Raw genomic sequence first — 23415 nt, forward strand, 5'->3', positions numbered from 1 at the left:
TGAAATAACAAAAAGCATAAACTTTGACAGGGTTTTCATAATTGTTTAAAATATAATAGTAAATTGTAGCTTAGAAAGGCAATAATATGGCAACTTTAGACAAATCTCTCCTATTAGAGATGTTCCGTAAGATGGAAGAAATCCGTCGTATGGACTTAAAAATTGCACAACTAGTAAAAAAAGGAAAAGTTCCTGGTATGACTCATTTTTCTGTCGGGGAAGAAGCGGCTAATGTTGGAGCCATGCTGGCTTTAAATGCAGATGACCTGATCACATCCAACCACCGTGGGCACGGACAAGCTATTGCCAAAGGGATCGACCTCAATGGAATGATGGCTGAAATCCTTGGCAAATACACTGGGACCTGTAAAGGTAAAGGTGGGTCTATGCACATCGCTGACCTTGATGCAGGTAACCTTGGTGCCAATGGTATCGTCGGAGGCGGTATGGGAATTGCAGTTGGGGCAGCGTTGACTCAGGAAATGCAGAAGACTGGTAAGATTGTAGTCTGCTTCTTTGGAGATGGTGCAACCAATGAAGGTGTCTTCCACGAAGCGGTGAATATGGCCTCTATCTGGAAACTACCAGTGATTTTCTATTGCATTAACAATGGTTATGGAATCTCTGCGGATATCAAGAAAATGACCAATGTGGAGCATATCCATCACCGTAGTGCTGCTTACGGAATCCCAGGAATGTTTATCGAAGATGGAAACAATGTTATCGATGTCTATGAAGGATTTAAGAAAGCTGTTGATCATGTTCGTGGTGGCAATGGTCCTGTCTTGATTGAAAGTGTAACTTACCGCTGGCTTGGTCACTCGTCATCTGACCCTGGTAAATATCGTACGCGTGAAGAAGTAGAATTGTGGAAACAAAAAGACCCAATCGAAAACCTTCGCAAGTACCTCATTGAAAACAATATTGCAAGTGCCGAAGAATTGGAAGAAATCCAAGCGCAAGTTAAGGAAGCAGTAGAAGCTTCTGTTAAATTTGCAGAAGAAAGTCCATTTCCACCGCTTGAATCGGCCTTTGAAGATATTTACGCAGACTAAGGAGAAAGAGATAAAAATGGAAACAAAAACAATGTCGTTCCGTGACACCATTATCCTTGCTATGTCTGAGGAAATGCGTCGCGATGAAAATGTGTTCCTGATGGGAGAAGACGTCGGTGTCTTCGGAGGAGACTTCGGAACTTCTGTTGGAATGCTTGAAGAATTTGGTCCAGAACGCGTCCGTGACTGTCCGATTTCTGAAGCTGCCATCTCTGGAGCAGCAGCAGGAGCAGCCATGACAGGACTCCGTCCAATTGTCGATATGACCTTCATGGATTTCTCTGTTATTGCCATGGACAATATCGTCAACCAAGCCGCTAAAACACGTTATATGTTTGGTGGTAAGGGTCAGGTTCCAATGACTGTTCGATGTGCAGCTGGTAACGGAGTAGGTTCTGCAGCCCAGCACTCTCAGTCTCTAGAGTCTTGGTTCACTCACATTCCTGGACTTAAGGTTGTAGCACCAGGTACGCCTGCTGACATGAAAGGACTACTCAAGTCTGCTATCCGTGATAATAACCCTGTTATCATTCTTGAGTACAAGTCAGAATTTAACCAAAAAGGGGAAGTGCCAGTTGATCCAGACTATACAATTCCACTTGGAGTTGGGGAAATCAAACGCGAAGGGACAGATGTAACAGTTGTTACTTATGGTAAAATGCTTCGCCGTGTGGTTCAAGCTGCTGAAGAATTGGCTGAAGAAGGAATTTCAGTTGAAATTGTGGACCCACTTACCCTTGTTCCACTTGATAAGGATATCATCATTAACTCAGTGAAGAAGACAGGTAAGGTTGTGCTTGTCAATGATGCCTACAAAACAAGTGGCTATATCGGAGAGATTTCAGCTATCATTTCGGAGTCAGAAGCATTTGATTATCTAGATGCACCAATCCGCCGTTGTGCTGGAGAAGATGTGCCAATGCCTTACGCACAAAACCTAGAAAATGCAATGATTCCGACCGTTGAAAGCATCAAAGATGCAATCCGTAAGACTTATAACAAAGAATAATATTACATAAATTAAATTACGTAAATTTTTAGAGATTTTAACTTTAGTAACTTGAGTTATGTTTTGTATCCGAGTTATATATAAAGTTGCGACATGAGTGAGTCGAATCGATAATATTCGACGAATGAATTAGTAAGTCTACTAGGTTGACCGCCTAATAGCGGCAACCGTAGCAACTTGAGATACGTGTTGTACCCAAGTTGCTTGTAGAGTTGAATTCGGACGGAGGACTGCGAAAAAAAGATAGATTTTCTTGTGTTCATGGAACACATCGTCAATTTCCTATTTTTTCATTGCCCTCTGCGTCCTTAATATCTTATATTCGAACACGGGCTAAAGTCTGCCTGAAAAAGATAAACTTTCCTAGAAACTAAAGTTTCTTCGTCAAGTTTCCTATTTTCACTTTGACTTTTAACGCCCTTAGTATCATAATTAGAATTGGAGAGGTCATGGCTGATGACAAGCTAAGAGCGACTCCTGCGGCTAGAAAGTTAGCGGATGATCTAGGGATCAACCTCTACGATGTTTCTGGCTCAGGTGCAAACGGTCGTGTCCACAAAGAAGACGTGGAAACTTATAAAGACACAAATGTGGTTCGCATTTCGCCACTTGCAAAACGAATTGCCCTCGAACATAACATTGCTTGGCAGGAAATTCAAGGAACTGGTCATCGTGGTAAGATAATGAAGAAGGATGTTTTGGCCTTGCTTCCTGAAAATATCGAAAACGACACCATCAAGTCTCCTGCTCAAATCGAAAAAGAGGAAGAAGTGCCTGATAATGTCACTCCTTATGGTGAGATTGAGCGTATTCCAATGACACCAATGCGTAAGGTTATCGCGCAACGTATGGTTGAATCTTACCTAACTGCGCCAACTTTCACACTCAACTATGAAGTTGATATGACTGAAATGCTGGCTCTTCGTAAGAAGGTTCTTGAGCCAATTATGGAAGCAACTGGTAAGAAGACTACTGTAACAGACCTTCTTTCACTCGCTGTTGTGAAAACATTGATGAAACATCCTTACATCAACGCTTCATTGACAGAAGATGGCAAGACCATTATCACTCACAACTATGTCAACCTTGCTATGGCAGTTGGTATGGATAATGGATTGATGACACCTGTTGTCTATAATGCTGAAAAAATGAGCTTGTCAGAGTTAGTTGTAGCCTTTAAGGATGTGATTGGTCGTACTTTGGATGGTAAATTGGCTCCAAGTGAATTGCAAAATTCAACATTTACAATCAGTAACTTGGGTATGTTTGGTGTTCAGTCCTTTGGGCCAATCATCAACCAACCAAACTCAGCAATTCTCGGAGTTAGCTCAACAGTTGAGAAACCTGTCGTTGTTAATGGCGAAATTGTTATCCGGCCAATTATGAGTCTGGGCTTGACCATTGACCACCGTGTTGTCGACGGAATGGCTGGAGCTAAGTTTATGAAGGACTTGAAGGCTTTGATTGAAGATCCAATTTCGATGTTGGTATAAGATTTTATTTTCTTTGCTATTCTCAAAAGCAAAGAAGCGCTCAGCAAGTGAAAAACGAAATTAGAAAAGGAAATAAAGATGGCTTTAGAAGTAATTATGCCAAAAGCCGGCGTAGATATGACCGAAGGGCAAATTGTCCAATGGAATAAGAAAGTCGGCGAATTTGTCAAAGAAGGGGAAATCCTTCTGGAAATCATGACTGACAAGGTCAGCATGGAATTGGAAGCTGAGGAAGACGGCTACCTGATTGCCATTCTCAAAGGTGACGGAGAAACTGTTCCAGTAACGGAAGTCATTGGTTATTTAGGAGAAGAAGGCGAAAACATTCCAACAGCTGGAACAGCAGCGCCAGAAGCTAGCCCAGCGCCTACAGTTAGTGCCTCAAACGACGATGGCAAGAGCGATGATGCCTTTGATATCGTTGTGATTGGCGGCGGTCCTGCTGGTTATGTCTCAGCCATCAAAGCCGCTCAGTTAGGCGGTAAGATTGCCTTGGTTGAGAAGTCTGAGCTCGGTGGGACCTGCCTGAACCGTGGCTGTATCCCTACTAAGACTTACCTGCACAATGCTGAAATCATTGAAAACCTTGGTCACGCTGCTAACCGCGGTATCATTATCGAAAATCCAAGCTTCTCAGTAGACATGGACAAGGTCCTTGAAACTAAAAACAAGGTCGTAAATACCCTTGTTGGCGGTGTTGCTGGCCTTCTTCGCAGCTATGGCGTAGATGTTCATAAAGGAATTGGTACCATTACTAAAGACAAGAATGTTCTTGTAAACGGCAGCGAGCTGCTAGAAACGAAGAAGATTATCCTTGCTGGTGGTTCAAAAGTCAGCAAGATCAATGTTCCTGGTATGGAGTCATCTCTTGTTATGACCAGCGATGATATTCTGGAAATGAACGAAGTGCCTGAAAATCTGGTAATTATCGGTGGTGGTGTTGTCGGTATTGAGCTTGGACAAGCCTTCATGACATTTGGATCAAAAGTCACTGTTATCGAAATGATGGACCGTATTGTACCTGCTATGGATGCGGAAGTTTCTAAAAACCTTCGCCTCATTCTGGAGCGCAAGGGCATGACAATTCTAACTGAAACTAAGTTGGAAGAAATCATCGAAGAAAACGGAAAACTCCGTATCAAGGTTGAAGGAAAAGAAGATATTCTAGCAGATAAGGCCCTGCTTTCTATCGGACGCGTGCCAGACCTAGAAGGCATCGGTGAGGTCGAGTTCGAATTGGATCGCGGCCGCATTAAGGTCAATGAGTATATGGAGACTTCTGTTCCAGGTATTTACGCGCCAGGAGATATCAATGGTACTAAGATGCTGGCTCATGCAGCCTTCCGTATGGGTGAAGTTGCTGCTGAAAATGCTCTGAAAGGTAATCACCATGTTGCTAAACTCAATCTGACGCCTGCAGCTATCTACACCCTGCCAGAAGTAGCAGCAGTTGGTTTGACAGAAGAGCAAGCTCGTGAAAAATACGATGTAGCGATTGGTAAGTTCAACTTTGCTGCTAATGGCCGTGCCATTGCTTCGGATGCAGCTCAAGGCTTCGTTAAAGTCATTGCTGACAAGAAGTACGGTGAAGTGCTCGGTGTTCATATCATCGGTCCTGCAGCTGCAGAATTGATCAATGAAGCATCAACCATCATCGAAATGGAAATCACCGTAGAAGAAATGCTTAAGACTATTCACGGTCACCCAACCTTCTCAGAAGTTATGTACGAAGCATTTGCTGATGTACTGGGATTGGCAGTTCACTCACCTAAGAAAAAATAATTTAAAAGATAGATTAGACTGGGCATAAATCATTGTTCCAGTCTCTATCGTATAAAGAGGAAGCTTATGAAATACATTGTTAACTACTCAAATGACACAGCTTTTAATATTGCTCTGGAAGAATATGCTTTCAAACACCTCTTAAATGAGGATGAAATTTTCCTGCTCTGGATTAACAAACCTTCTATCATCGTGGGGCGTCACCAAAATACCATCGAAGAAATCAACCGTGACTACGTTCGTGAGCATGGCATTGAGGTCGTGCGTCGTATCAGCGGTGGAGGAGCTGTTTATCATGATCTGAACAACCTCAACTACACCATTATCACCAAGGAAAGCGAAGATCGTGCTTTTGACTTCAAGAGTTTCTCTACGCCAGTTATCAATACCTTGGCAGAGCTTGGGGTAAAAGCTGAATTCACTGGCCGCAATGACCTAGAGATTGATGGCAAGAAGTTCTGTGGTAATGCTCAGGCCTATATTAACGGCCGTATCATGCACCATGGTTGCCTGCTCTTTGATGTTGATTTGTCTGTCTTGGCCAATGCCCTTAAGGTTTCTAAAGACAAGTTCGAATCAAAAGGGGTTAAATCCGTCCGTGCCCGCGTGACAAATATTGTCAATGAATTGCCAGAAAAGATTACTGTCGAAGAATTTCGCGACCTGCTTCTGGACTATATGAAGAAAGAATATCCAGAAATGACAGAATATGTCTTCTCTGAGAAAGAATTGGAAGAAATCAAGAAAATCAGAGATAGCAAATTTGGAACTTGGGACTGGAACTATGGTAAATCGCCTGAATATAATGTGCGTCGAGGCACCAAGTTTACCAGCGGTAAGGTAGAAATCTTTGCCAATGTTGTTGAATCCAAGATTCAGGATATTAAAATCTATGGAGACTTCTTTGGTATTGAAGACGTAGCAGCAGTAGAAGATGTGTTACGTGGTGTTAAATACGAACGAGAAGATGTCCTTGAAGCTCTTGAAACGATTGATATTAGCCGCTACTTTGCTGGAATTAGCAGACAAGAGATTGCTGAAGCTGTTGTACGGTAAAAATCTTTTAAATTTAAATCGAGAAGTAAAATCTTCTTGATTTTTTTATTATAAACAAAGTATAAATTTCTAATTATCTTTTTATATTTTCTTAAATGCTCGTAAAGCCTTATTCTATGTGCTTTCGAGTATTTTTACTGTAGGAAGATACTTCACGTTTCTTTGCATATTTCCTCATGTCTTAGCTGTCAGAAGTGGTAAATAAGTAGTAAATTCATTTGTACTACTAAGCAACAAGACGCTCCTGTTGCTTCTCTTTATTCAAGCGTTTCATTTCTGCCATTGCAGAATCGAATGTTGCATGTGCGTAATAGTTCAGCGTCATGGCTATATTAGCATGTCCCATAATGTACTGTAATGCCTTTGGATTCATTCCTGCATTTGCATAGTTGGTACAGAATGTATGTCGCAAACTATGTGGAGTGATGTGTGGCAATTTATCCTCGTTATACTTATTGTATTTCTTAACAAGACCTTTCATCATGCCGTTGTAATCACTTGCCACTTTTGGATAGTTCTTTCTATTAAGAAAGAGGAAATCACTATATCCATCAATCTCAACACGCTTATCATTCTTTCGATTCGCTAACACTCGCTTAAATGCTTGATAGGCTTCTTCAACCATAGGAACTTGACGTTCGCCACTTTTGGTCTTTGGTGTTTCAATGTAGTACCCAATTTCAGTATCTCTCAATAGCTGATGGTCTATATTGACAAGACGATTCTCAAAATCTAAATCTGGAAGTGTCAAACCACCAAACTCTGAAATACGAAGACCTGTTTTTAAGAGTATCAGAATTTCATCATAATTTTTGCTGTAGGTTTTATCAGCTTTTGCAAAGGCTAACAGTTTTTCTTCCTGTTCTTCTGTTAGTACGGTCTTAGGGACAGTATCATCATCAAGAACTGCTTTCAGTTGAAAGTCAAATGGATTCTTCCGAACACAATCATCTTGTATAGCAATATAGAATGAAGCCTTTAAAGAACGTTTGTAGTTATTGATGGTTTGATAAGCATAACCATTTTCACTCATTCTAATAGCCCATTCTTTAGCGTCTGATGGCTTAATACTGTCAATACTTCTTACACCTAACTTGTCTTTCTTCAAAATATCCATAAGATATTTGCGTCCAGTTTCAGTGTTTTTTCTAACCTTTGGTCTTTGAGCGTTCTGTTTTGCGTAAAGCTGGCAGAGTGTCATTTTCTTTCCTACAACATCAATACCATCATGAATGTCTTTCTGTAACTCTGCGATTTTCTCTCTAAGTGAGATACAATCACGCTTTCCTGCTGGTACTCGGTCTGTAGCCACAAGTTTCCACGAGTAAACAAATTGCGGTTCTCCAAATGAATCTATATATTTGTATAAGTATCTTCCGTCTTTTCGTTGGCTCTCTCCAGTCTTTAAGATTCGACCTTTATTGTCACGACTTTTTTCTGACATGGCATTTGCTCCTTTCCTTTATGGAAAGAGCCTTGATACGACTTAATACTATTTTATCATATACAAGACCCTTTGGCGACGCTAGATTGCGTCCAATGTATCTATAATTTTTTCAAATTGTTTTCGTTTAATCTGAATACGATTGCCATTCATAATCAGCCAATTTGCATTTTTATTTTCCTCTGCCAAGCGTCGTAGCTTGTTTTCGCCAATACGAAAATATTTTGACGCTTCTTCAATGGTTAGGGTATAACGTTCCCAAATAGGAATGTCAGTCTGCTTCATAAAATCCTCCTTTCCAAATCACTTATTTGGATTTCATAAAAGTTGTTTTACCAGCAATCGAACAGCTTTAGCAAAGCTCACGGGAGTTCCACCCCTGCATGGTTCTCATGTAGCCATACTCATTGCCTGCGACGGTTTTATCACGCTCGGACTATTGACTGTATGGGAGTATCATTATCACGATAAGAATGTCGTTGCAGGCAATCCTGCTAAAGATTGCTTCTCGGATCACTAACATGAATCGCTCGCTATCTTTATAAGATAGGTCATGGCGGTTAGTTCCGTTGGCTCTTTTCTTATCGAAACGTATTCGATTACTTTTATTCAGTTTTCAAAGAACAATGGCTCGTTAGCCTATCAAAACACATTGAAAGCTCAATATGCTTTGGTGGAATAACAAACCTCCCTGTTCGGGAAGCGTGGAATGGTTTAGCACGCTTCCACGAAAGGAGAGAGGATATTACTTAATTTCAAATGACAAAATCTTTGTAATCAGTCTGGTTTCCATTCTTCCACTTAAGACTTCATCAACGACCATACTTTGATTGCCATATTCATCTTTCATAAGTCGTAGGGAACGCTTCGTTATGTACCCTCTGTAATGATGTAGAATCTGGTTAATCGCTTCGGTATCGCCATCTGTTGCCTTTACAATGAGAGGAAAGGGAATCATAGGATATTGTGTTTTCATTCTTCAAATTCCTCCATAAACTTTTTAATTAAGGCTAGTCCACTGGTTCTATGCCGATAGACAGTAGAACGGTTCAATTTCAACAGGTCTGCAATTTCTGAATCGCTCATGTCCATAAAGTAAAACAGCAGTAGAATTTCACGTTTCTTGTCTGGCAACTCACGTAATGCTTCACTCAACAAATCATTTTCAACGCCTACTGATAACCCATTGAGTGTAAAAATCTGAAAGTCAGTTGAATAGTTATCTGTTGTCGCAAACTGGCTAACAAGATAATCGCCAACATCCGAAAAGGACACCTCACGCTTTGCAATCCTTGAAAGATAAAGCATATAATTCTTTCGCTCGTCTTCCATAGCACGTTTACAGATATAGTCAAACTGATTTTCTATTGTGGTCTGAAAAGAAGATGGTTTCATGTTTCTCACCCCCTTTCTGTCTAGGAAAGGAAGTGAGCCTTGCTCGTTTATCTCCTTTCACTCTTAGTCCCAATGTGAAAGGGGGATTTGTTGCATTACTGATAAATAAACTTTGTAAAAAAGTTCTGAATAGCCAAAAAAGCATATAAACAGATTTATTTCTCTGTTTACATGCTTCTGTTATTCTATCTATATGATTTATAAAACCACATTGGTGGACGTACTTATCTATTGCAGATAGACGACTTTTTTTGACAAGAACCCAATGTAAGGAAATTTATTGTATATGATGTACTTCATGGCGACGTTGACCTCCAACAAACCGCCATTTGGAAGTAATATACAATATTTTAACAGCGTAAATAGCACTACCATATAACGGTTTTTTTTATTGGCGTTTAGTAGTGCTTTTTATTAAATATAAACCTATAAACCATATAACACGTTTTTCTATACCTGTTTTTAATTCAGTAGGAACAATAAAATGTATAGAGGTGGTCTACTATGCGTAAAAAAGAAGATAAATATGATTTTAGAGCCTTTGGTTTAGCCATTAAAGAAGCTCGATTGAAACGAGGTTTAACTCGTGAACAAGTGGGAGCATTGATTGAAATTGACCCACGGTACTTAACTAATATTGAAAATAAAGGGCAACACCCCAGCATACAAGTTCTTTATGACCTTGTATCGTTACTTCATGTTTCCGTTGATGAATTTTTCTTACCTGCTAATAACTTGGTAAAAAGCACCCGACGATTACAGATAGAGAAATACATGGATAGCTTTACAGACAAAGAACTATCCTTAATGGAATCTTTAGCCAGCGGTATCAACGAAGCAAGAAACATCGAAGACTAATTAAAAGAATCCATACATAACGGAAAGAGCCGATAAAATGAGATTGTATTAATCTCATTTTATCGGCTCTGCGTCTTTGCGTCTGGCTCTGTAATCACAGTTACTTTGAACTGCTTTATTTCAATTAAATTTTCTTGTCTGCATTTCGGACAATAGAGGGGGAATTTTTTTAATTCAGTATCTTCCCTTATCTTTAATCGTGTTTTATTTCCACATACAGGACACAATATCCACTTGTAGTTTATAATAACTATCTCCTCCTTTACACTTTAATTCAAATCTTTATTAAAAAATATTTCATCTTATTTAACAAGAAACCATATTTATATAACAACATAAAATACACTAAGTTATTTTATTGAACATATATCGTACTTTATCTATCCGACTATTTGGACGACGGGGCTGGCAAACAGGTTCACCGGTAGTAACATGGTACCCTTTTAACTCTGTTAAACAAACACTACGTCCATTTGTAAAGAAAGTTAAATCACTACGATATTCTTGAATACACCGAGCAGGGATTTCTCCACTAAGAATGACCTCATTATTTTTCAATTGAGTGTCTACGATGTTCGCACAATATTTAGGAGCATCGTTGTATGCTCGTGAAAGATATTCCTGTGGCGCATAAATTTTAAAACTAAGATATGGCTCTAACAATTCTGTTCCAGCTTTTTTTAAGACTTGTTCCAATACAATAGGAGCAAGCATCCGAAAATCTGCTGGGGTACTAACAGGGCTATAGTATAAGCCATACTTAAAACAGATTTTACAGTCCGTCACATTCCAACCATATAATCCTTGTTCGCAACCATAGCGTATCCCTTCCATAACTGCATTTTGAAATGATTGATTTAAGTATCCAAGAGAAACCGAGCTCTCATACTGCATTCCACTTCCCAACGGAAGCGGTGATACAGATAAACCAATGGAAGCCCAGAAAGGATTTGGCGGCACTTCGATGTGAATGGTATATTCTGCATTTTTTAACGGTCTCTCCATATAAATGACTGTAGGCTCTTTTAGTTCTATCTCCACATGATACTTTTCTTGCAACAGTGCACTAATCACTTCCATTTGTACTTTCCCTAAGAAAGAAAGTATAATTTCATGTGTCGTAGAATCCACGTAATATCGTAGAAGCGGATCACTATCTGAGATTTCCAAAAGGGCATCAAGCAACATTTCTCTCTGTTCAGGTTTACTCGGTTCAACAGTTGTTTGTAGTAGAGGGTGCGGATTTTCAATCTTTTTTCTCTGTGGCAATAGTTTTGTATCTCCAAGAACACTATTTAACTTCAAAAACTCATTTTGCAAAATAACAATTTCTCCAGAATAAGCTCTATCAATCTTACATAATTCACCATTTATTGAAGTATACATTTCTGTAACTTTTATTTTTTCTTTTTCTGATACTCTAACCGAATCTCGTAAATGTAGTACTCCACTATAAAGGCGTATATATGCAAGACGTTGTCTTTTTTTTGTATATTCAATTTTGAAAACATTTCCGCAAAGTTCAGACGGACCTCGATGTGTTGATGAATAAAATTTATTAGTAATAACTTCTATAAGGTTATCAATCCCTATATTACTTTTTGCACTTCCATGATAAAGAGGGAACAGAGAACAATTCTGAAATCTTATGCTTTCCTCTTGTTCGAGTTCCAATGCTTCTAATGATTTACCGGACATATATTTCTCTAAAAGGTCATCGTTTCCCTCTATTACCGTATCCCATTGTTCAGATTCGGTAAAGTTCGTCACACACATATTAGGATACAGTTCTACCTTCTGTTTGATTACAATTTCGGCAGAAAGTTTCTCTTTAATATCCTGATAAACCGTTGATAAATCAATTCCATTTTGGTCAATCTTATTGATAAAAAAGATTGTGGGAATCCCCATTTTCCTAAGTGCATGAAATAATATACGAGTTTGTGCTTGTACGCCATCTTTTGCAGAAATCAGTAGAATTGCCCCATCTAAAACTGATAATGAACGATATACTTCTGCTAAGAAATCCATATGTCCTGGCGTGTCTATGATGTTCACCTTCGTATTTTCCCACTGAAAAGAGGTTATTCCTGTCTGAATTGTAATTCCTCTCTGACGTTCTAAAAGCGTATTATCCGTCCTCGTTGTACCTTTGTCCACGCTTCCTAATTCTGTAATCGCTCCACTGTTATATAATAAGCTTTCTGTTAAGGTAGTTTTTCCTGCATCAACATGAGCTAAAACTCCAATATTAATAATTTTCATGTGATTTTCCTCCATTCAAAAACCCAAAAGGGCATAAAAATCCCAGTGATAAATACTTTTATCACTGGGATTTTTATGCATAACCATAGGTATACAAAGCATACAGATATTCTCTGGATACTTTAGAATCACATGATAAAGGTATTCTTAAACTGGGTACAAAAAACTAAGCCCTCCTAAAAAAGGACATCCAATTATTTGTTCCCACTATCAAATTGACAGTTTATTTAAGAATACCTTGCCGCATATTTATTAACTCCTTTTAAATAGATACTTAAATAATAGCACGTAAGAGCATATTTGTAAAGGAATCTCCAATTTTTTATCAAAGAGAGTACGTGATTACAAAATAGCTGTAATAATGTACCAATATTTGTTATTCTATAATCTTCCAATTACTCCCGTTCTTTTCAAGTACCAAATCAAATTGAGATACCTGCGTTGCTTTGGTCTGCTGGTCGATATACTCCACTGTCAGCGATACCGTGACTTGATTATCCTTACGATTGTGAATAGGATTTACCAGTTCTTGAAAGATGTACTCTTTTCCGATTGGTTTTAATATCCCGTCATTCACATAGTAGGAAAGTTCACTGGCTGTCGCTGTAGGATAGAGCTTGAAGAACGTCGTTAAAAACTCATTGATTTCATTGGTTGTAATGGAATCAACCGTCCCCTCACTTTCAATGGCTTTTGGTTTATAACTTGATTTCTTAGGTATGTTGGTAATGGTCGGATTCTTAACCAGTACCATATTTCCAGAACCATCTACATAGACACTCACTATATAAGCAGAGTGGACGGTCTTTGTATTTTCTCCCTCTGTAATGAGCTGGTCTACACTGTAGGTTACATTAAACTCATTGTCGCCAGTTGGCTCTACCGTCCATATCTGAAATCCTCTTACAGAAGACGATACAGGAATATCTTTGCGTACTGTATCAACATTGAGAGCTTGAAGTTCATCTGTCAGATAGCCTTTTAGACTTTCCATTCGATTATCAATGGACTTATCGGATTGCTCCCATGAATAGTAGACTTTCGCAAAGTTCTCTACAAAATTTTCTACATGATGAGTATCAACGTATTCCTTTTCTATGATAGTTGTTTCGTGAATAGTATGAGTATCTATAGCTGTAAAGTGCTTGAATATCGCAAAGCTGAAACTAAGCCCTAAAAGTACCCACAAGGCAATCACAACCTTTTTATGAGGATTGACCTTATAGTAGACACGAGGTTTCTTTTCCTTTGGTATCTGTTTTTCTTTATTCTGATTTTTTCTAAATTTCATCATTAAATCTTCCTTTCTCATTGTTTGATTCGTCCTGCTCCCACTAAATGCTGTTGCCAGTAGGGGCTTGTTAAGTCGGCATAACCGATTGGGTCGCCTGCATGAAACATACGGTTATTGCCAAGGTATATCCCAACATGAGTAATATAAGAGCCAGCGTTATAGGTAGAATGAAAGAAAACCAAATCGCCAGCTTGTGCTTCCGATAGTGGGATATGCTGGGTCACATCATATTGCTGTTGTGCGGTTCGTGGTAAGTTAATTCCAGCTTTTCCATACGTCCATTGTGTCAGTCCGCTACAATCAAAAGAAGTAGTCGGGGAAGCTCCACCGTAAACGTATCGCCAGCCCTCATATTTCAGTGCTTCGTCCATGATGGCTTGTACCGTATCATCATCAAACTCTGTTGTGACAAGATACTGCGTTACCAGTTGCACATAAAACATATTGCCATAGTTGTATCGCCAGCCCCCATTGATAGGTATGGCTATGGGATTGGGGTAAGACACTTTTTCGCCACCTGAATACTCTTTTGAGAAACTTTGAGCCAGTTCAAAGGTATATTTATTTCCACGATTAGCCACATACCCTAAGAAACCACCACCATAATTGTAGGACTGGATAACCGATTCTAAATCTACACTGAGCCTTTCGCTACTGGCTAATAATTCACTGAAATACTTCACACCTTGCTTAATGGATTCTTCTGTACTCAATGAATTAGGTGGAAGACCGAGGGATTCCGAGGACTGCATAACATCTTCCGCAGTACCGCCCGATTCCACCTGTATAATCGCAAGAAGTATGTTGACATATTCTTCAACGCCATATTCTTTGGCATATTTTTCTACCATAGGCTTATGAGCCAGCACTTCTGCGGAAACATTCACACCTCCATAATGAATATTGGAAATTCCGCTGTCCTGTTCATCTGAAAATAAAATGGCAACAAACAGAAGCAGTGAGAAGACCATCAAGAATAATCCAGAACCACCAATCACTAAAGTTTTCAACTTCATGGTTTCTTACCGACTTTCTTAATGGTGGCGGTTTTGATTGGTGGTCTACTTCTTGTATTTTGTAGTGGTACTCTTTGAACAGTAGACGGACGTTCTTTTGTGATTGGACGTTGTGAAGTTCTATCTGCTGTAGTGGTTGAAGTTGCTGGCTTTTGAACGGTTTTTTCTTGAACGGTATTGCCTTGGCGTTCCACTTTTGGACTTGAAAAATCGGACTTAACTGCTGGACGCTCTTGTTTGGCTTGTTGAGATTCCTTATATGAAGTCTGAATATTAGACTGTTTTGAGGTCTGTTCATCATGATATTGTTCTTGTCTTGTAGTCGGTCTTTCATGAACAGAAGAAGCAGGCTGTTTTTTCTGTTTGACCTGTTCCATTTCAGAGCGACGCTTCGCAATGGTTTTTCGCCTTTGTTCCTGCTGTTCCTTGCGTCCACTGGCTCTGTCCGCTTTGGTTTGAGAAATACTACTGGTTAAATCACGGACATTCTCTTTTACTTTGGATTTTCCTTGATATACTGCATATCTTGCATTGGTCGGCAAATCTTTAACCTGTTCTTTCAAACCACTAGCAGTGTCTACCATTCTGTCTTTGGTATCAGCTACTGTACCGATGGTTTGACCGATACGTTTTCCAAGTGTTGATTTTTCCTTTCCGTCTGGTCGGGAGTGATCTGCTTGTGTCCTTGCAGAACTCCCCGAACCCGACTGTCCTTTTTTACCTGTAACAATGGCAGACCCAGCCCCTAGAGTAGTCATGGAACGTCCAAGTTTCCGCTGTAGACGGTGCATGTGAGCGTGCATAAGCATACGAGGTTTTCTCATCACACGACTTCCCACACTTTGAGAATCGTTACTCTGTAGAGAAAACATACTCATTAAATCGCCCAGCTTGAAGTAGATTCCTGCAAAGGTCACAATCTGTAGAAAAGCAATCAAAAAGAACGGATAACCAGCCGATAAGGTATAGAGCATGGTTGAAATACTAAATGCTGTCGTAATAATCAATGTGATTCCAGCTCGTGTCAAAATGGTATTAAAGAGCTTTGTTATGGCTCGTTTTGACATACCATCAAATGATGGAATCATGCTTAAAATAAAGCTCACAGGCAGAAACATAGCATAGATGATAAAAAGTACCTGCGAGAAAATCATGATTCCTGTTAATAGGAATACAAATATGGAAATCCCAATATTGAAGACAAATAGGAAGAAGACTGTACCTAAACGGTTAATGGTCTTTGTAATGGTTAGATTGGTATTGCTTCTGTCTTCAATTTCTTCCGCAACAATTTTTTCTCTGTCTTCGCCATTGTTGGAATCTGGGCTGGTGGAGAGCAGGCTTTCCACACGGTCAATACCGATACTTTCAATGTCTGAACTGTTGTATTGAAGCAGTAGCCACGGTTGCTGAACCTGTATGGAAAACAGGCTATCTCTGATTAAGTCCACGCTGTCCTTGCCTTGACTATCGGAATGGGGCATGACAATCTTCGTGCCAAGTGATAAACTGGCATTACTGATGTCTGATGAAAAGTCATTGATTTTTTTAATGTAGTCGGGAGCGTAGGCAATAAAGGAAGCCGATAGGATAAACACCAGCACAAAATTCATAATGGCATGAATTGCCTTTGTGGTTTCTCTCTTTATCAGTCCCGTATAGGCAACATAAACCCCAAGAACCAAAATCAAGAGTAAGAGGAATCCAACATAGAAACCCTCTGTTGAAAATCCGTTTGCACTCACACCAGCTAAGGTCTGCATATTCTTACCAATGGAATCTGCTGTAGCGGAAATGAAGTCTAAGGAATAGGCTTCCTGTACTAAGTAACCTGTCGCATTGGAAACATACAAACTGATTGTCCAAATAAAATTGGTAATGGCATATAGTCCATACATGACCTGTTTTCCAATCCCGTCCGACCAGTTCCACGGAAGCCAGCCCCAGCTATTATCCACATAAAAATCCAGTTGATAGTTTTCAAGTGGGTATCGGCTGTATTCATTTGCCACATTGACCGTATCATCTACCAAGCCCGCAGCTTGAACCACCGTTCCCAGCATGGCTAAAAGAAAAATGGCAATCACAAGTGTGAAAGCCACTGTCATTGCCACTTTACCTAGACGTTTCAGCGTCCAGTTTGATTTTATTCTGTTTACTATTGATGGTTTCACATTTACACCTCTTTTCGCACAGGTGGTCTGGTATCAAAGGCATGGAGCAGTTCTTCAAATACAGGGTGGAACTGTATCACACCGACACGACCATATAAATCACTGATAAGGCATTGCCCGTTTTCCAAATCACGCAATCGCTTCTGATTGTTTTCGTCCTCTGGGTCTACACCAAAAAAGGCTAAGGTCTTTTTAATCTCGTTAAGGTCAGTGGAACGAAATGCAAATTTTAAGCCGAGGTTATTTTTCAGTTTTTCATCTAAGAGGTCGTCTGTATTTTGGGTCACGAAATATACCCCAGCGTTCATAGCACGACCAGCCCGAACCAGCTTCATAGATAGTGTTTTTCCTTGTGCTACCTGTAAAAAGCTCCATGCTTCGTCTAAATCTACAATCTTGAAAATGCTTCGGTCTGTATGGATAAAGTCTAAAGCAAAGGTACTAATGACAATCAGCATAGCAACGGATAAAAGCTCCATAGTGGTATATTCCTCAAAGGAAGTTTCCTTGTCGGGAAGTACCAAGTCCGCAACCTGTATAATGTTCAGTTGTTTTTCTAAGCTGATAGACTGCTCCACATAACCATTACTGAATAATAAATGTGCAAAGTCATAGTCTGTAAAACTTTCGATATGGTCGGCTATACTGGTACTTAGTGGCGTATTCTCAACCCGTAATTCCTCAATCACTTTCATCAACCCTCGTACTTCACTATTGGTTACTGCACGAATGGCTTTTCTAAGGATTGGGAAGCGTTCCCCATCACGAGAGGAAATCCCCGTAAGGAATGTCAGAATATCAATAGCCAGTGATTCAGAATCTTTGGGATTTTTCATAATCACATAAGGGTCAAGTAAGCCTTTGTTTTTCTCATCAGAAGTCAGAGTGACGATATTGATTTCATGGGAAATCTCTGGCAAGGTTTCTTTCCATCTGCCACGTTCTGCTTTTGGGTCTACAATCACTGCTTGTGCCCCATAAAGCACCGCATAATAGACGATAAGGTTATTCGCAAAGGATTTACCACCACCCAGCGAACCAACAAAAGCCGACGCTAACGCATTGGTTACTGAACCCTTAACCCCTTGACTGGCAAGAGCAGGTTTCAGATAGACATTGCGTCCAGTATCTAAGCTGTAGCCAACATAAATCCCCTCATTTTCCCCCAGCATTTGAGTAGCACCAAAACCTAAACCAGCGAGGAAATCAGAGGTCACGTATTGAATATAATCATTCATATAACGCTTGCTGGCAGGTAAAAATTCTTCATGTAAGCCGAGCATATCCCCAAATGGTCGTACCAGTTTTACGCTTAAATCGTCATAAAAATCTTTCACTTCATTACAACGACGTTTGAGTTCGTCAAGATCATTTGCTGATACCCTTACCACATAAGACAGCTTGTACATAGATTCCTTGCTTTGGTCTAAATTGGTTTCCAGCTCATTCACACTTTCCAGAGCTTCCGCCACATTGGAGCTGGTTTCATTATCACTTTGCCAAGCGTGGTTATCCAAGTCTTTCAGTTCTTTCTTTTTATTGCGGACAGTAGATAGGGCTTTACGATTCGCTACAATTTCCACATTCATTGACGTATCAATCGGGAATGTAAATTGCTGTTGCTGGTAGTAGAAGATTTCAGAGGACGGGAAGTCCAGTTCTCCGACAATGCTGTTAATGGTAAAGTAAGCTACATAGACGGTTTCATCTTCCTGCTGGATTTTCAAATATCGCTGTTTTTCTTCCACCAAACAGCGAGTAGGCTTAATCAAGTCATAGTATTTAATCAGCGTTTCATTATCCAGCTTTTTCTTTGATAGATGGTACTCATACTCTTCATAGGCAGTGCCTGTCTGTCCGTAAAGGTGTTCAATCAGATAGCCGAAGTCGTCCTTATCTAACCTGCGGATTTTGAAACGACGAGAGATTTTATTTTCTAAGAGCTTTTCCATCTTCTGAAAACGCAGGATTTCATCATTACTCATACTAACAAAATCGCCCATCAGCTTATGGTTCACATCATAGACAAAATCAGACAAAGCATTTTTTGCTTCAACGGTAAGACTTTTCATAGAAAACTCCTGATCGTTGAGAAGCAACTTAAAGCCGATAAAGAAACGGTAGTTCACTTGATTTTCGCCAATCATGGATATTAAAGCGTCTGTCTGTTGGTCGATTTTGTCATAGGCAACCGCTTTGAGCTTGCCAGTGACTTCATTTTTGGAACGCTCTTGTGCAGAACGTATGCTGGATTCTGTACTGATTTGTAAAGCATGAATTTTGCCATCACGATTTTGTGCGATAAGCTGTCTGAAAGAATCATGCACTTGTATTTTCTGTTCTGGACTTAGAAATGAGTAATTGTAAGGAACAAGCTCATAGTAAGCATAACATTCCCCGTCTTTATTCCAGACGAGATTGTTTTCAATGTATTTAATTGGATATGCCATAAAATTCACTCCTAACTGCTGTAATGGCTTCTTGTGGCTGGTTTCTGCCAAGCGTTACTTTTTTTCCTGCATAGGTCAGCTTTGGTCGCAGTGCATAAGCAATGACAGACTTCAAAAATCCATAAGGCTTTTTACCATCAAAAGTTTTTGTAGACATAAACCATGTGAAAGCCACAGGAATCCCAAAGTATTTGAGAAATGCTCCCTCTATCATGGAAAGAGGGGGCAAGTTGCCAAGTATCATCACTGCAAAGAGTGACACGACAAACCATGTCATTTGCGTAAAGGTTATGGGAAACGGAAGTCTAAAATCATTGATAGAATACAGTACCTTTTCCACAGACCAGATACTGGTATAGCTTCGTATTTTCTTCATGTAATCAATCCTTTCATAAAAAATAGGGGTAGCTGATTGAGCCACCCCGTAAAATAGAAAATCTGCCAGTAGTAATGTACCGACAGATTTAATAGACGATTTCAAAAATCCCATGATTGGTTGAGATAAACGTTCCTGAAAGGTCTAAATCCCGACCATAGGCTTGATAATCAATATAGTTTTGAAGACTAGCTGGTACTTCGCCTAAAGCACCCGTTTCTTCAATGTAGTAGCGTGCCACGTCATACATATCATCACAATCGGAATGAATGATAATATCCTCTTGATGTTCGCTTAGTTCTTCAATGCTTGAAAAATGAGTGAGCAGAGCAGATAGCTCCGATTGTAATTCTTCGGGTAATTCCGATACCATTTCCCATAGTCGATTGAGTTCGCCAATGGAAGTGTATTCGTCAACCGTAAAGGGTAACTCGTAGTCATGAATGGCGTATTCCTCATATTCATCATTCAAGCCGATTTTCTCTTTGACTTCCTCAAAGTCAATGGGAAAGGTAAACCACGCACCGACCAATTCGCCCTCATTGTATTTGCCTAAATTCGCAATATAGACTTGCATATCGTCCATATATTCACGTCCTTTCTTTGTAGAGATTCAAAAATCCCTACCGCACTTCGTTTGGTGTACCATTCCTTTGCGGAACATAAGAAAACCACTTATATTCCACAAAAGAACGGTTTTATTTAAGCACCAATAATGCGATTGAATAGCTCTAGTAAAATGTCTTTTACTCCAGCAGCGTTGAAGACTAAGCCAACCGCAATAATCGCAATAATTAAAAAGCCAATCAGTTTGCTAAACTCACGCTTGAAGCCAAGATACAAGCCAATCACAACGATTGCTAAAAGCACCAGTGATTGAGCGTTTGATAGAAACCAGTTATAAAGGTTTTGTCCAAAATTCATAAAAATGTTCTCCTCTCTATATTCAATGAATTTGTATTTGAGTTATTTTTTTGTTGTTATCACGTCCTGTTCTTTTACTGACTGTTGCTTCAAAATCTGCTTGTGTCGGTCTGTCAGTTTCGCATGGTCGAGAATGTCTTTTACAACCTGCGTCTGGTTGATTTCATCAAGTTTAATCGCAACCTTTAAGGTCGGGGCAACTTGATGAGATAGCCAGTTCAGCGTCCTTTGGAAGGAGTAAGGCTCTGGTTTTGTGGTTAGTTTTAATCGTTCACGATTGTTCCCAATAAACCAAGCCCATTCTTCATTCAGTTTCCAATCAGAACGAGGTTTGGAATCGTCTTTATCTACAAAACGGATATACCGATTGATAATTTTAAAGGCGGTATGCTCTGGATTGTCATAGACGAGTAAATCACGGACTGCATAATAGGCACGCTCATTTTTCAATCGAATCTCAAAACGGTTTTTTACTTCTGCGTCTTCAATGGGAATATCATTTTTCTTGTACTGCTCGTAGTCCTTTTCATAGATACAGAAATAAACTTCACTTTGTAATGAACCGATATAGAGGGTGTTTCCCATACATTCCTTTTCCTCTTTGCGTACCAGTTCGCCACTGCGATAGCTTTTAAAACTGCGGAAGACGGAGATACATTCTTCCTGTTGGCACTTTTCAGTGAGTACAGGGATATTCAAAATCCCTGTCTTATCGTTAATGGCAAGGTCAAGGCGTTTCATCACACCGCCAGCCACCAAAACGTCCATAAAGAACTCATACCAGCTTCTTTGTTGTGCCAGAAGATAGCTTTCAAATTGTCTGCACCCACGACCTTTCAATTCCACCAGAACTCCTTTGTCCAGTTCATGGGAGCAAAGGACGAATATGTCGCCTAAAGCATAATGCTCTGAATAAGAATAGAAACCATAGTCCTCATGAAGAAAATAGGACAGTTTCAGTTGTAAGATGTTTTCGACCACCTGCTGTACGTCTGTTGTCGGAAAGCGAATCCTTACATAATCAAACAGCATTTCAAGGGGAGCGTCGGGATTGAAGCGTTCCAGAGCTTCCCAAAGGGACTGCTGTAAATCCTCTGATGGCTTGACTTTTCCTGTTTCAATATCGCTTAGATACTGCCTTGTAATACCAGTCGCAACAGCTAAACGGTTTTGAGATAGTCCATAAGCCAAGCGTTTTTCTTTTAAATGCTGTAACCAAGTTTGTTCATTCAGTAAAAATCCCTCCAATCAAAAAGGCGTATGTCAACTTTTAAAGCCCATTTGACATACGCTGAAATTTTGTAAATCCCTTGTAACCAAAGGATTTTCTAATGTTTTTTTGACTGTTTCCTGTCGATTTGTACCCCCCTGTTAGATACGGGGGGTTAAGTGCTGGCGTGGCTATTGCCACACCAGCCAGCAAGATCAGTCCACACCTGCGACTTCCGCTTCGCACGTCGCCTGCGTGGACTGTCTGCTGTTGGATAACTTTTTAATTTCCTCCAAGAAATCATATCCTTTTGGTACAAGGGGAGTATAAAACTCTGATATGACACTTGTTCCTACATCAACATAGCCACGACCTTTGATTCGCTTTAAGAAGAAATCCTTTTGTACGTCACTGCCAAACATCATGCCATAGCCCATTTCAGACATACGACCTAAAGCCACTCTGAAATTAAACTGATCACGGATTCCGTCGCCTAAATATTTTGCGTCTGGACGTTGACAAGCCAGTATTAGAAAGAAGCCAGCTTGACGACCTAACATGACAATCTGTTTCAGCTTATTCATAACTGCGGTGTTTTCTTTTGTTCCCAGCATTTCCATGAAAGCGACGTATTCATCAAAGATTAAGAAGTGTGCCGGGAGACCTAAGTAAGCATAATTTTTGCCAGTCTTATAGTTCTTCATCTGCTTCATTTCCTCACTACGTTTCATCATTTCTTCATAGAATGTTTCAATGCAAGAAAGCAAGTCTTCTTTTCTATAGTAGACATTTGCCATCACAGAACCTAAGTCCGCAAGGTCAGCATTTTTCGGGTCAAGAATATACAGTTTTGAATCTGTATGAAGCAAGGCTTCAATCAGTGTCAGTATAAAGTAAGTTTTACCGCCACCTGTACCACCAGCAATCAACATATGAGGGAGCTTATCATATTCCCACCATACGTTTTTCATTAAGCGAAGTTTACCATCTTTAGCTTCTACTTCATCAATAGAAATACGACTGGCTATGGTGTCATAGAGCAAAGTATATTCCACATAGGAATCCTTTAACTCTTTATCCGTCAGCTCACAGTACAAGCCACTCTCTAATTTCTTTTCCAAGTGTAAGAGTTGGTCTTGATATTTTCCCAGCGTGATTTCCACCCGTATCTGTATCAAGCCATTTTTAAGTCGATAATACATTTTAGGGAAGTAGGTTATCTTTTCCTTTGTACGACCAGCACTATCTTTAAAGAAACCCTCTGTTTTGACCTGTTCAGATTCATACCACTTGTTTTCAAGTATCATCTTTGCCAGTTTTTGACGGTGGTAAAGTTGTTTAACCGTATCATAGCGAACCCGTTTGAATACAAACGCTACCAGCAAGCAGATAAGAATTGCGACACTGAAACTGATAATTAAATAGGGAATGTCAATCTTATCTGCTTGTGATAGGTTAAAATCCTGCCAGTTGATCTGCTGGATTGTCTTCACATGAAACAGTCCGACAACCAGCAGGAAAACAGGCAGGAGTGACGCTATCGTAAAATGAAAGACTAAATCTTTACCAGATGGGCGAATCCTTTTACCACGCTGTTTCATGCGAAAAAGTCTC

At 39.8% G+C, this 23415-nt stretch carries 21 protein-coding genes and 1 pseudogene; 6 read left to right on the plus strand and 16 right to left on the minus strand.

Annotated elements, in window-relative coordinates; all coding sequences use genetic code 11:
* The first annotated feature begins 86 nt into the window (after window positions 1-86).
* From HMPREF2780_RS01010 to HMPREF2780_RS01030, 5 genes are all read left to right on the plus strand, one after another.
* Window positions 87-1055, plus strand: a complete 969-nt coding sequence (locus tag HMPREF2780_RS01010; protein WP_061585042.1) for a thiamine pyrophosphate-dependent dehydrogenase E1 component subunit alpha — start codon at window positions 87-89, stop codon at window positions 1053-1055.
* Between the two features lie 16 nt (window positions 1056-1071).
* Window positions 1072-2064 carry an alpha-ketoacid dehydrogenase subunit beta gene (locus tag HMPREF2780_RS01015; protein ID WP_061594870.1) on the plus strand — a complete coding sequence of 331 codons (993 nt, stop codon included), beginning with the start codon at window positions 1072-1074 and terminating at the stop codon, window positions 2062-2064.
* A gap of 449 nt (window positions 2065-2513) precedes the next feature.
* A complete protein-coding gene (locus tag HMPREF2780_RS01020) occupies window positions 2514-3557 on the plus strand; it encodes a dihydrolipoamide acetyltransferase (RefSeq protein ID WP_105025967.1) in 1044 nt (347 codons plus the stop codon).
* 78 nt (window positions 3558-3635) lie between these two features.
* Complete coding sequence (gene lpdA / locus HMPREF2780_RS01025; protein ID WP_061595747.1) at window positions 3636-5339, plus strand: dihydrolipoyl dehydrogenase; 1704 nt, start codon at window positions 3636-3638, stop codon at window positions 5337-5339.
* Between the two features lie 66 nt (window positions 5340-5405).
* Entirely contained in the window at window positions 5406-6395 is a 990-nt protein-coding gene (locus HMPREF2780_RS01030; protein ID WP_061595746.1) for a lipoate--protein ligase, read from the plus strand.
* A 226-nt stretch (window positions 6396-6621) separates the two neighbouring features.
* Here the strand turns inward: HMPREF2780_RS01030 and HMPREF2780_RS01035 are convergent, their stop codons facing one another.
* From HMPREF2780_RS01035 to HMPREF2780_RS01055, 4 genes are all read right to left on the minus strand, one after another.
* A complete protein-coding gene (locus HMPREF2780_RS01035) occupies window positions 6622-7839 on the minus strand; it encodes a tyrosine-type recombinase/integrase (RefSeq protein ID WP_105025968.1) in 1218 nt (405 codons plus the stop codon).
* An 81-nt stretch (window positions 7840-7920) separates the two neighbouring features.
* Complete coding sequence (locus HMPREF2780_RS01040; RefSeq protein WP_000814511.1) at window positions 7921-8124, minus strand: excisionase; 204 nt, start codon at window positions 8122-8124, stop codon at window positions 7921-7923.
* A 460-nt stretch (window positions 8125-8584) separates the two neighbouring features.
* The gene (locus HMPREF2780_RS01050) at window positions 8585-8815 is read right to left on the minus strand and encodes a helix-turn-helix domain-containing protein (protein ID WP_105025969.1); all 231 of its coding nucleotides are present in this window, start codon (window positions 8813-8815) and stop codon (window positions 8585-8587) included.
* Complete coding sequence (locus tag HMPREF2780_RS01055) at window positions 8812-9234, minus strand: sigma-70 family RNA polymerase sigma factor (RefSeq protein ID WP_000804885.1); 423 nt, start codon at window positions 9232-9234, stop codon at window positions 8812-8814. The genes HMPREF2780_RS01050 and HMPREF2780_RS01055 overlap by 4 nt, the downstream gene beginning before the upstream one ends.
* Window positions 9235-9738: 504 nt before the next feature.
* Here HMPREF2780_RS01055 and HMPREF2780_RS01065 point away from each other — a divergent pair.
* Window positions 9739-10092, plus strand: coding sequence for a helix-turn-helix transcriptional regulator (locus HMPREF2780_RS01065; RefSeq protein ID WP_001227347.1), 354 nt, complete (start codon window positions 9739-9741; stop codon window positions 10090-10092).
* Window positions 10093-10151: 59 nt separating this feature from the next.
* Here HMPREF2780_RS01065 and HMPREF2780_RS01070 read toward each other — a convergent pair whose 3' ends face one another.
* The 12 genes and pseudogenes from HMPREF2780_RS01070 to HMPREF2780_RS01130 all read right to left on the minus strand — a co-directional run bounded on the left by HMPREF2780_RS01070 (window position 10152) and on the right by HMPREF2780_RS01130 (window position 23402).
* Entirely contained in the window at window positions 10152-10337 is a 186-nt protein-coding gene (locus tag HMPREF2780_RS01070) for a cysteine-rich KTR domain-containing protein (protein ID WP_011058338.1), read from the minus strand.
* 100 nt (window positions 10338-10437) lie between these two features.
* Window positions 10438-12357 carry a tetracycline resistance ribosomal protection protein Tet(M) gene (gene tet(M), locus HMPREF2780_RS01075; RefSeq protein WP_000691736.1) on the minus strand — a complete coding sequence of 640 codons (1920 nt, stop codon included), beginning with the start codon at window positions 12355-12357 and terminating at the stop codon, window positions 10438-10440.
* A gap of 15 nt (window positions 12358-12372) precedes the next feature.
* Window positions 12373-12420: pseudogene (locus tag HMPREF2780_RS11895) on the minus strand (hypothetical protein); the annotation flags it as partial.
* A 313-nt stretch (window positions 12421-12733) separates the two neighbouring features.
* The gene (locus HMPREF2780_RS01085; protein ID WP_001224320.1) at window positions 12734-13669 is read right to left on the minus strand and encodes a conjugal transfer protein; all 936 of its coding nucleotides are present in this window, start codon (window positions 13667-13669) and stop codon (window positions 12734-12736) included.
* Window positions 13666-14667 carry a bifunctional lytic transglycosylase/C40 family peptidase gene (locus HMPREF2780_RS01090; RefSeq protein WP_000769868.1) on the minus strand — a complete coding sequence of 334 codons (1002 nt, stop codon included), beginning with the start codon at window positions 14665-14667 and terminating at the stop codon, window positions 13666-13668. Before HMPREF2780_RS01090 ends, HMPREF2780_RS01085 begins: the two co-directional genes overlap by 4 nt.
* Window positions 14664-16841, minus strand: a complete 2178-nt coding sequence (locus tag HMPREF2780_RS01095; protein ID WP_000804748.1) for a CD3337/EF1877 family mobilome membrane protein — start codon at window positions 16839-16841, stop codon at window positions 14664-14666. The genes HMPREF2780_RS01090 and HMPREF2780_RS01095 overlap by 4 nt, the downstream gene beginning before the upstream one ends.
* A gap of 2 nt (window positions 16842-16843) precedes the next feature.
* Window positions 16844-19291, minus strand: a complete 2448-nt coding sequence (locus HMPREF2780_RS01100) for a conjugal transfer ATPase TcpF (RefSeq protein ID WP_000331160.1) — start codon at window positions 19289-19291, stop codon at window positions 16844-16846.
* On the minus strand, window positions 19275-19667 hold the full coding sequence (locus HMPREF2780_RS01105) for a conjugal transfer protein (RefSeq protein ID WP_000723888.1): 393 nt from the start codon (window positions 19665-19667) through the stop codon (window positions 19275-19277). Before HMPREF2780_RS01105 ends, HMPREF2780_RS01100 begins: the two co-directional genes overlap by 17 nt.
* Before the next feature lie 88 nt (window positions 19668-19755).
* Window positions 19756-20253, minus strand: coding sequence for an antirestriction protein ArdA (locus HMPREF2780_RS01110; protein WP_000342539.1), 498 nt, complete (start codon window positions 20251-20253; stop codon window positions 19756-19758).
* Window positions 20254-20369: 116 nt separating this feature from the next.
* Window positions 20370-20591, minus strand: a complete 222-nt coding sequence (locus HMPREF2780_RS01115; protein WP_001009056.1) for a hypothetical protein — start codon at window positions 20589-20591, stop codon at window positions 20370-20372.
* A 42-nt stretch (window positions 20592-20633) separates the two neighbouring features.
* Window positions 20634-21839 (minus strand): MobT family relaxase, encoded by a 1206-nt coding sequence (gene mobT / locus HMPREF2780_RS01120; protein WP_000398284.1) that lies wholly within the window; start codon window positions 21837-21839, stop codon window positions 20634-20636.
* 177 nt (window positions 21840-22016) lie between these two features.
* Window positions 22017-23402, minus strand: coding sequence for an FtsK/SpoIIIE domain-containing protein (locus HMPREF2780_RS01130; RefSeq protein ID WP_000813488.1), 1386 nt, complete (start codon window positions 23400-23402; stop codon window positions 22017-22019).
* Between the last annotated feature and the right edge of the window lie 13 nt (window positions 23403-23415).

The sequence above is a fragment of the Streptococcus sp. HMSC062B01 genome, assembly GCF_001811085.1.
GTDB classification, from domain to species: Bacteria; Bacillota; Bacilli; order Lactobacillales; family Streptococcaceae; genus Streptococcus; species Streptococcus gordonii.

Bases quoted from the DNA above. Each gene is read 5' to 3' on its own strand.
- HMPREF2780_RS01055 (WP_000804885.1), bottom strand. From the start codon at position 9,234: ATGAAACCATCTTCTTTTCAGACCACAATAGAAAATCAGTTTGACTAT.
- lpdA (WP_061595747.1), top strand. From the start codon at position 3,636: ATGGCTTTAGAAGTAATTATGCCAAAAGCCGGCGTAGATATGACCGAA.
- HMPREF2780_RS01100 (WP_000331160.1), bottom strand. From the start codon at position 19,291: ATGGCATATCCAATTAAATACATTGAAAACAATCTCGTCTGGAATAAA.
- HMPREF2780_RS01110 (WP_000342539.1), bottom strand. From the start codon at position 20,253: ATGGACGATATGCAAGTCTATATTGCGAATTTAGGCAAATACAATGAG.
- HMPREF2780_RS01030 (WP_061595746.1), top strand. From the start codon at position 5,406: ATGAAATACATTGTTAACTACTCAAATGACACAGCTTTTAATATTGCT.
- HMPREF2780_RS01035 (WP_105025968.1), bottom strand. From the start codon at position 7,839: ATGTCAGAAAAAAGTCGTGACAATAAAGGTCGAATCTTAAAGACTGGA.
- HMPREF2780_RS01130 (WP_000813488.1), bottom strand. From the start codon at position 23,402: ATGAAACAGCGTGGTAAAAGGATTCGCCCATCTGGTAAAGATTTAGTC.
- HMPREF2780_RS01050 (WP_105025969.1), bottom strand. From the start codon at position 8,815: ATGAAAACACAATATCCTATGATTCCCTTTCCTCTCATTGTAAAGGCA.
- HMPREF2780_RS01085 (WP_001224320.1), bottom strand. From the start codon at position 13,669: ATGAGAAAGGAAGATTTAATGATGAAATTTAGAAAAAATCAGAATAAA.
- HMPREF2780_RS01115 (WP_001009056.1), bottom strand. From the start codon at position 20,591: ATGAATTTTGGACAAAACCTTTATAACTGGTTTCTATCAAACGCTCAA.
- HMPREF2780_RS01010 (WP_061585042.1), top strand. From the start codon at position 87: ATGGCAACTTTAGACAAATCTCTCCTATTAGAGATGTTCCGTAAGATG.
- HMPREF2780_RS01090 (WP_000769868.1), bottom strand. From the start codon at position 14,667: ATGAAGTTGAAAACTTTAGTGATTGGTGGTTCTGGATTATTCTTGATG.
- HMPREF2780_RS01040 (WP_000814511.1), bottom strand. From the start codon at position 8,124: ATGAAGCAGACTGACATTCCTATTTGGGAACGTTATACCCTAACCATT.
- HMPREF2780_RS01015 (WP_061594870.1), top strand. From the start codon at position 1,072: ATGGAAACAAAAACAATGTCGTTCCGTGACACCATTATCCTTGCTATG.
- HMPREF2780_RS01065 (WP_001227347.1), top strand. From the start codon at position 9,739: ATGCGTAAAAAAGAAGATAAATATGATTTTAGAGCCTTTGGTTTAGCC.
- HMPREF2780_RS01020 (WP_105025967.1), top strand. From the start codon at position 2,514: ATGGCTGATGACAAGCTAAGAGCGACTCCTGCGGCTAGAAAGTTAGCG.
- HMPREF2780_RS01105 (WP_000723888.1), bottom strand. From the start codon at position 19,667: ATGAAGAAAATACGAAGCTATACCAGTATCTGGTCTGTGGAAAAGGTA.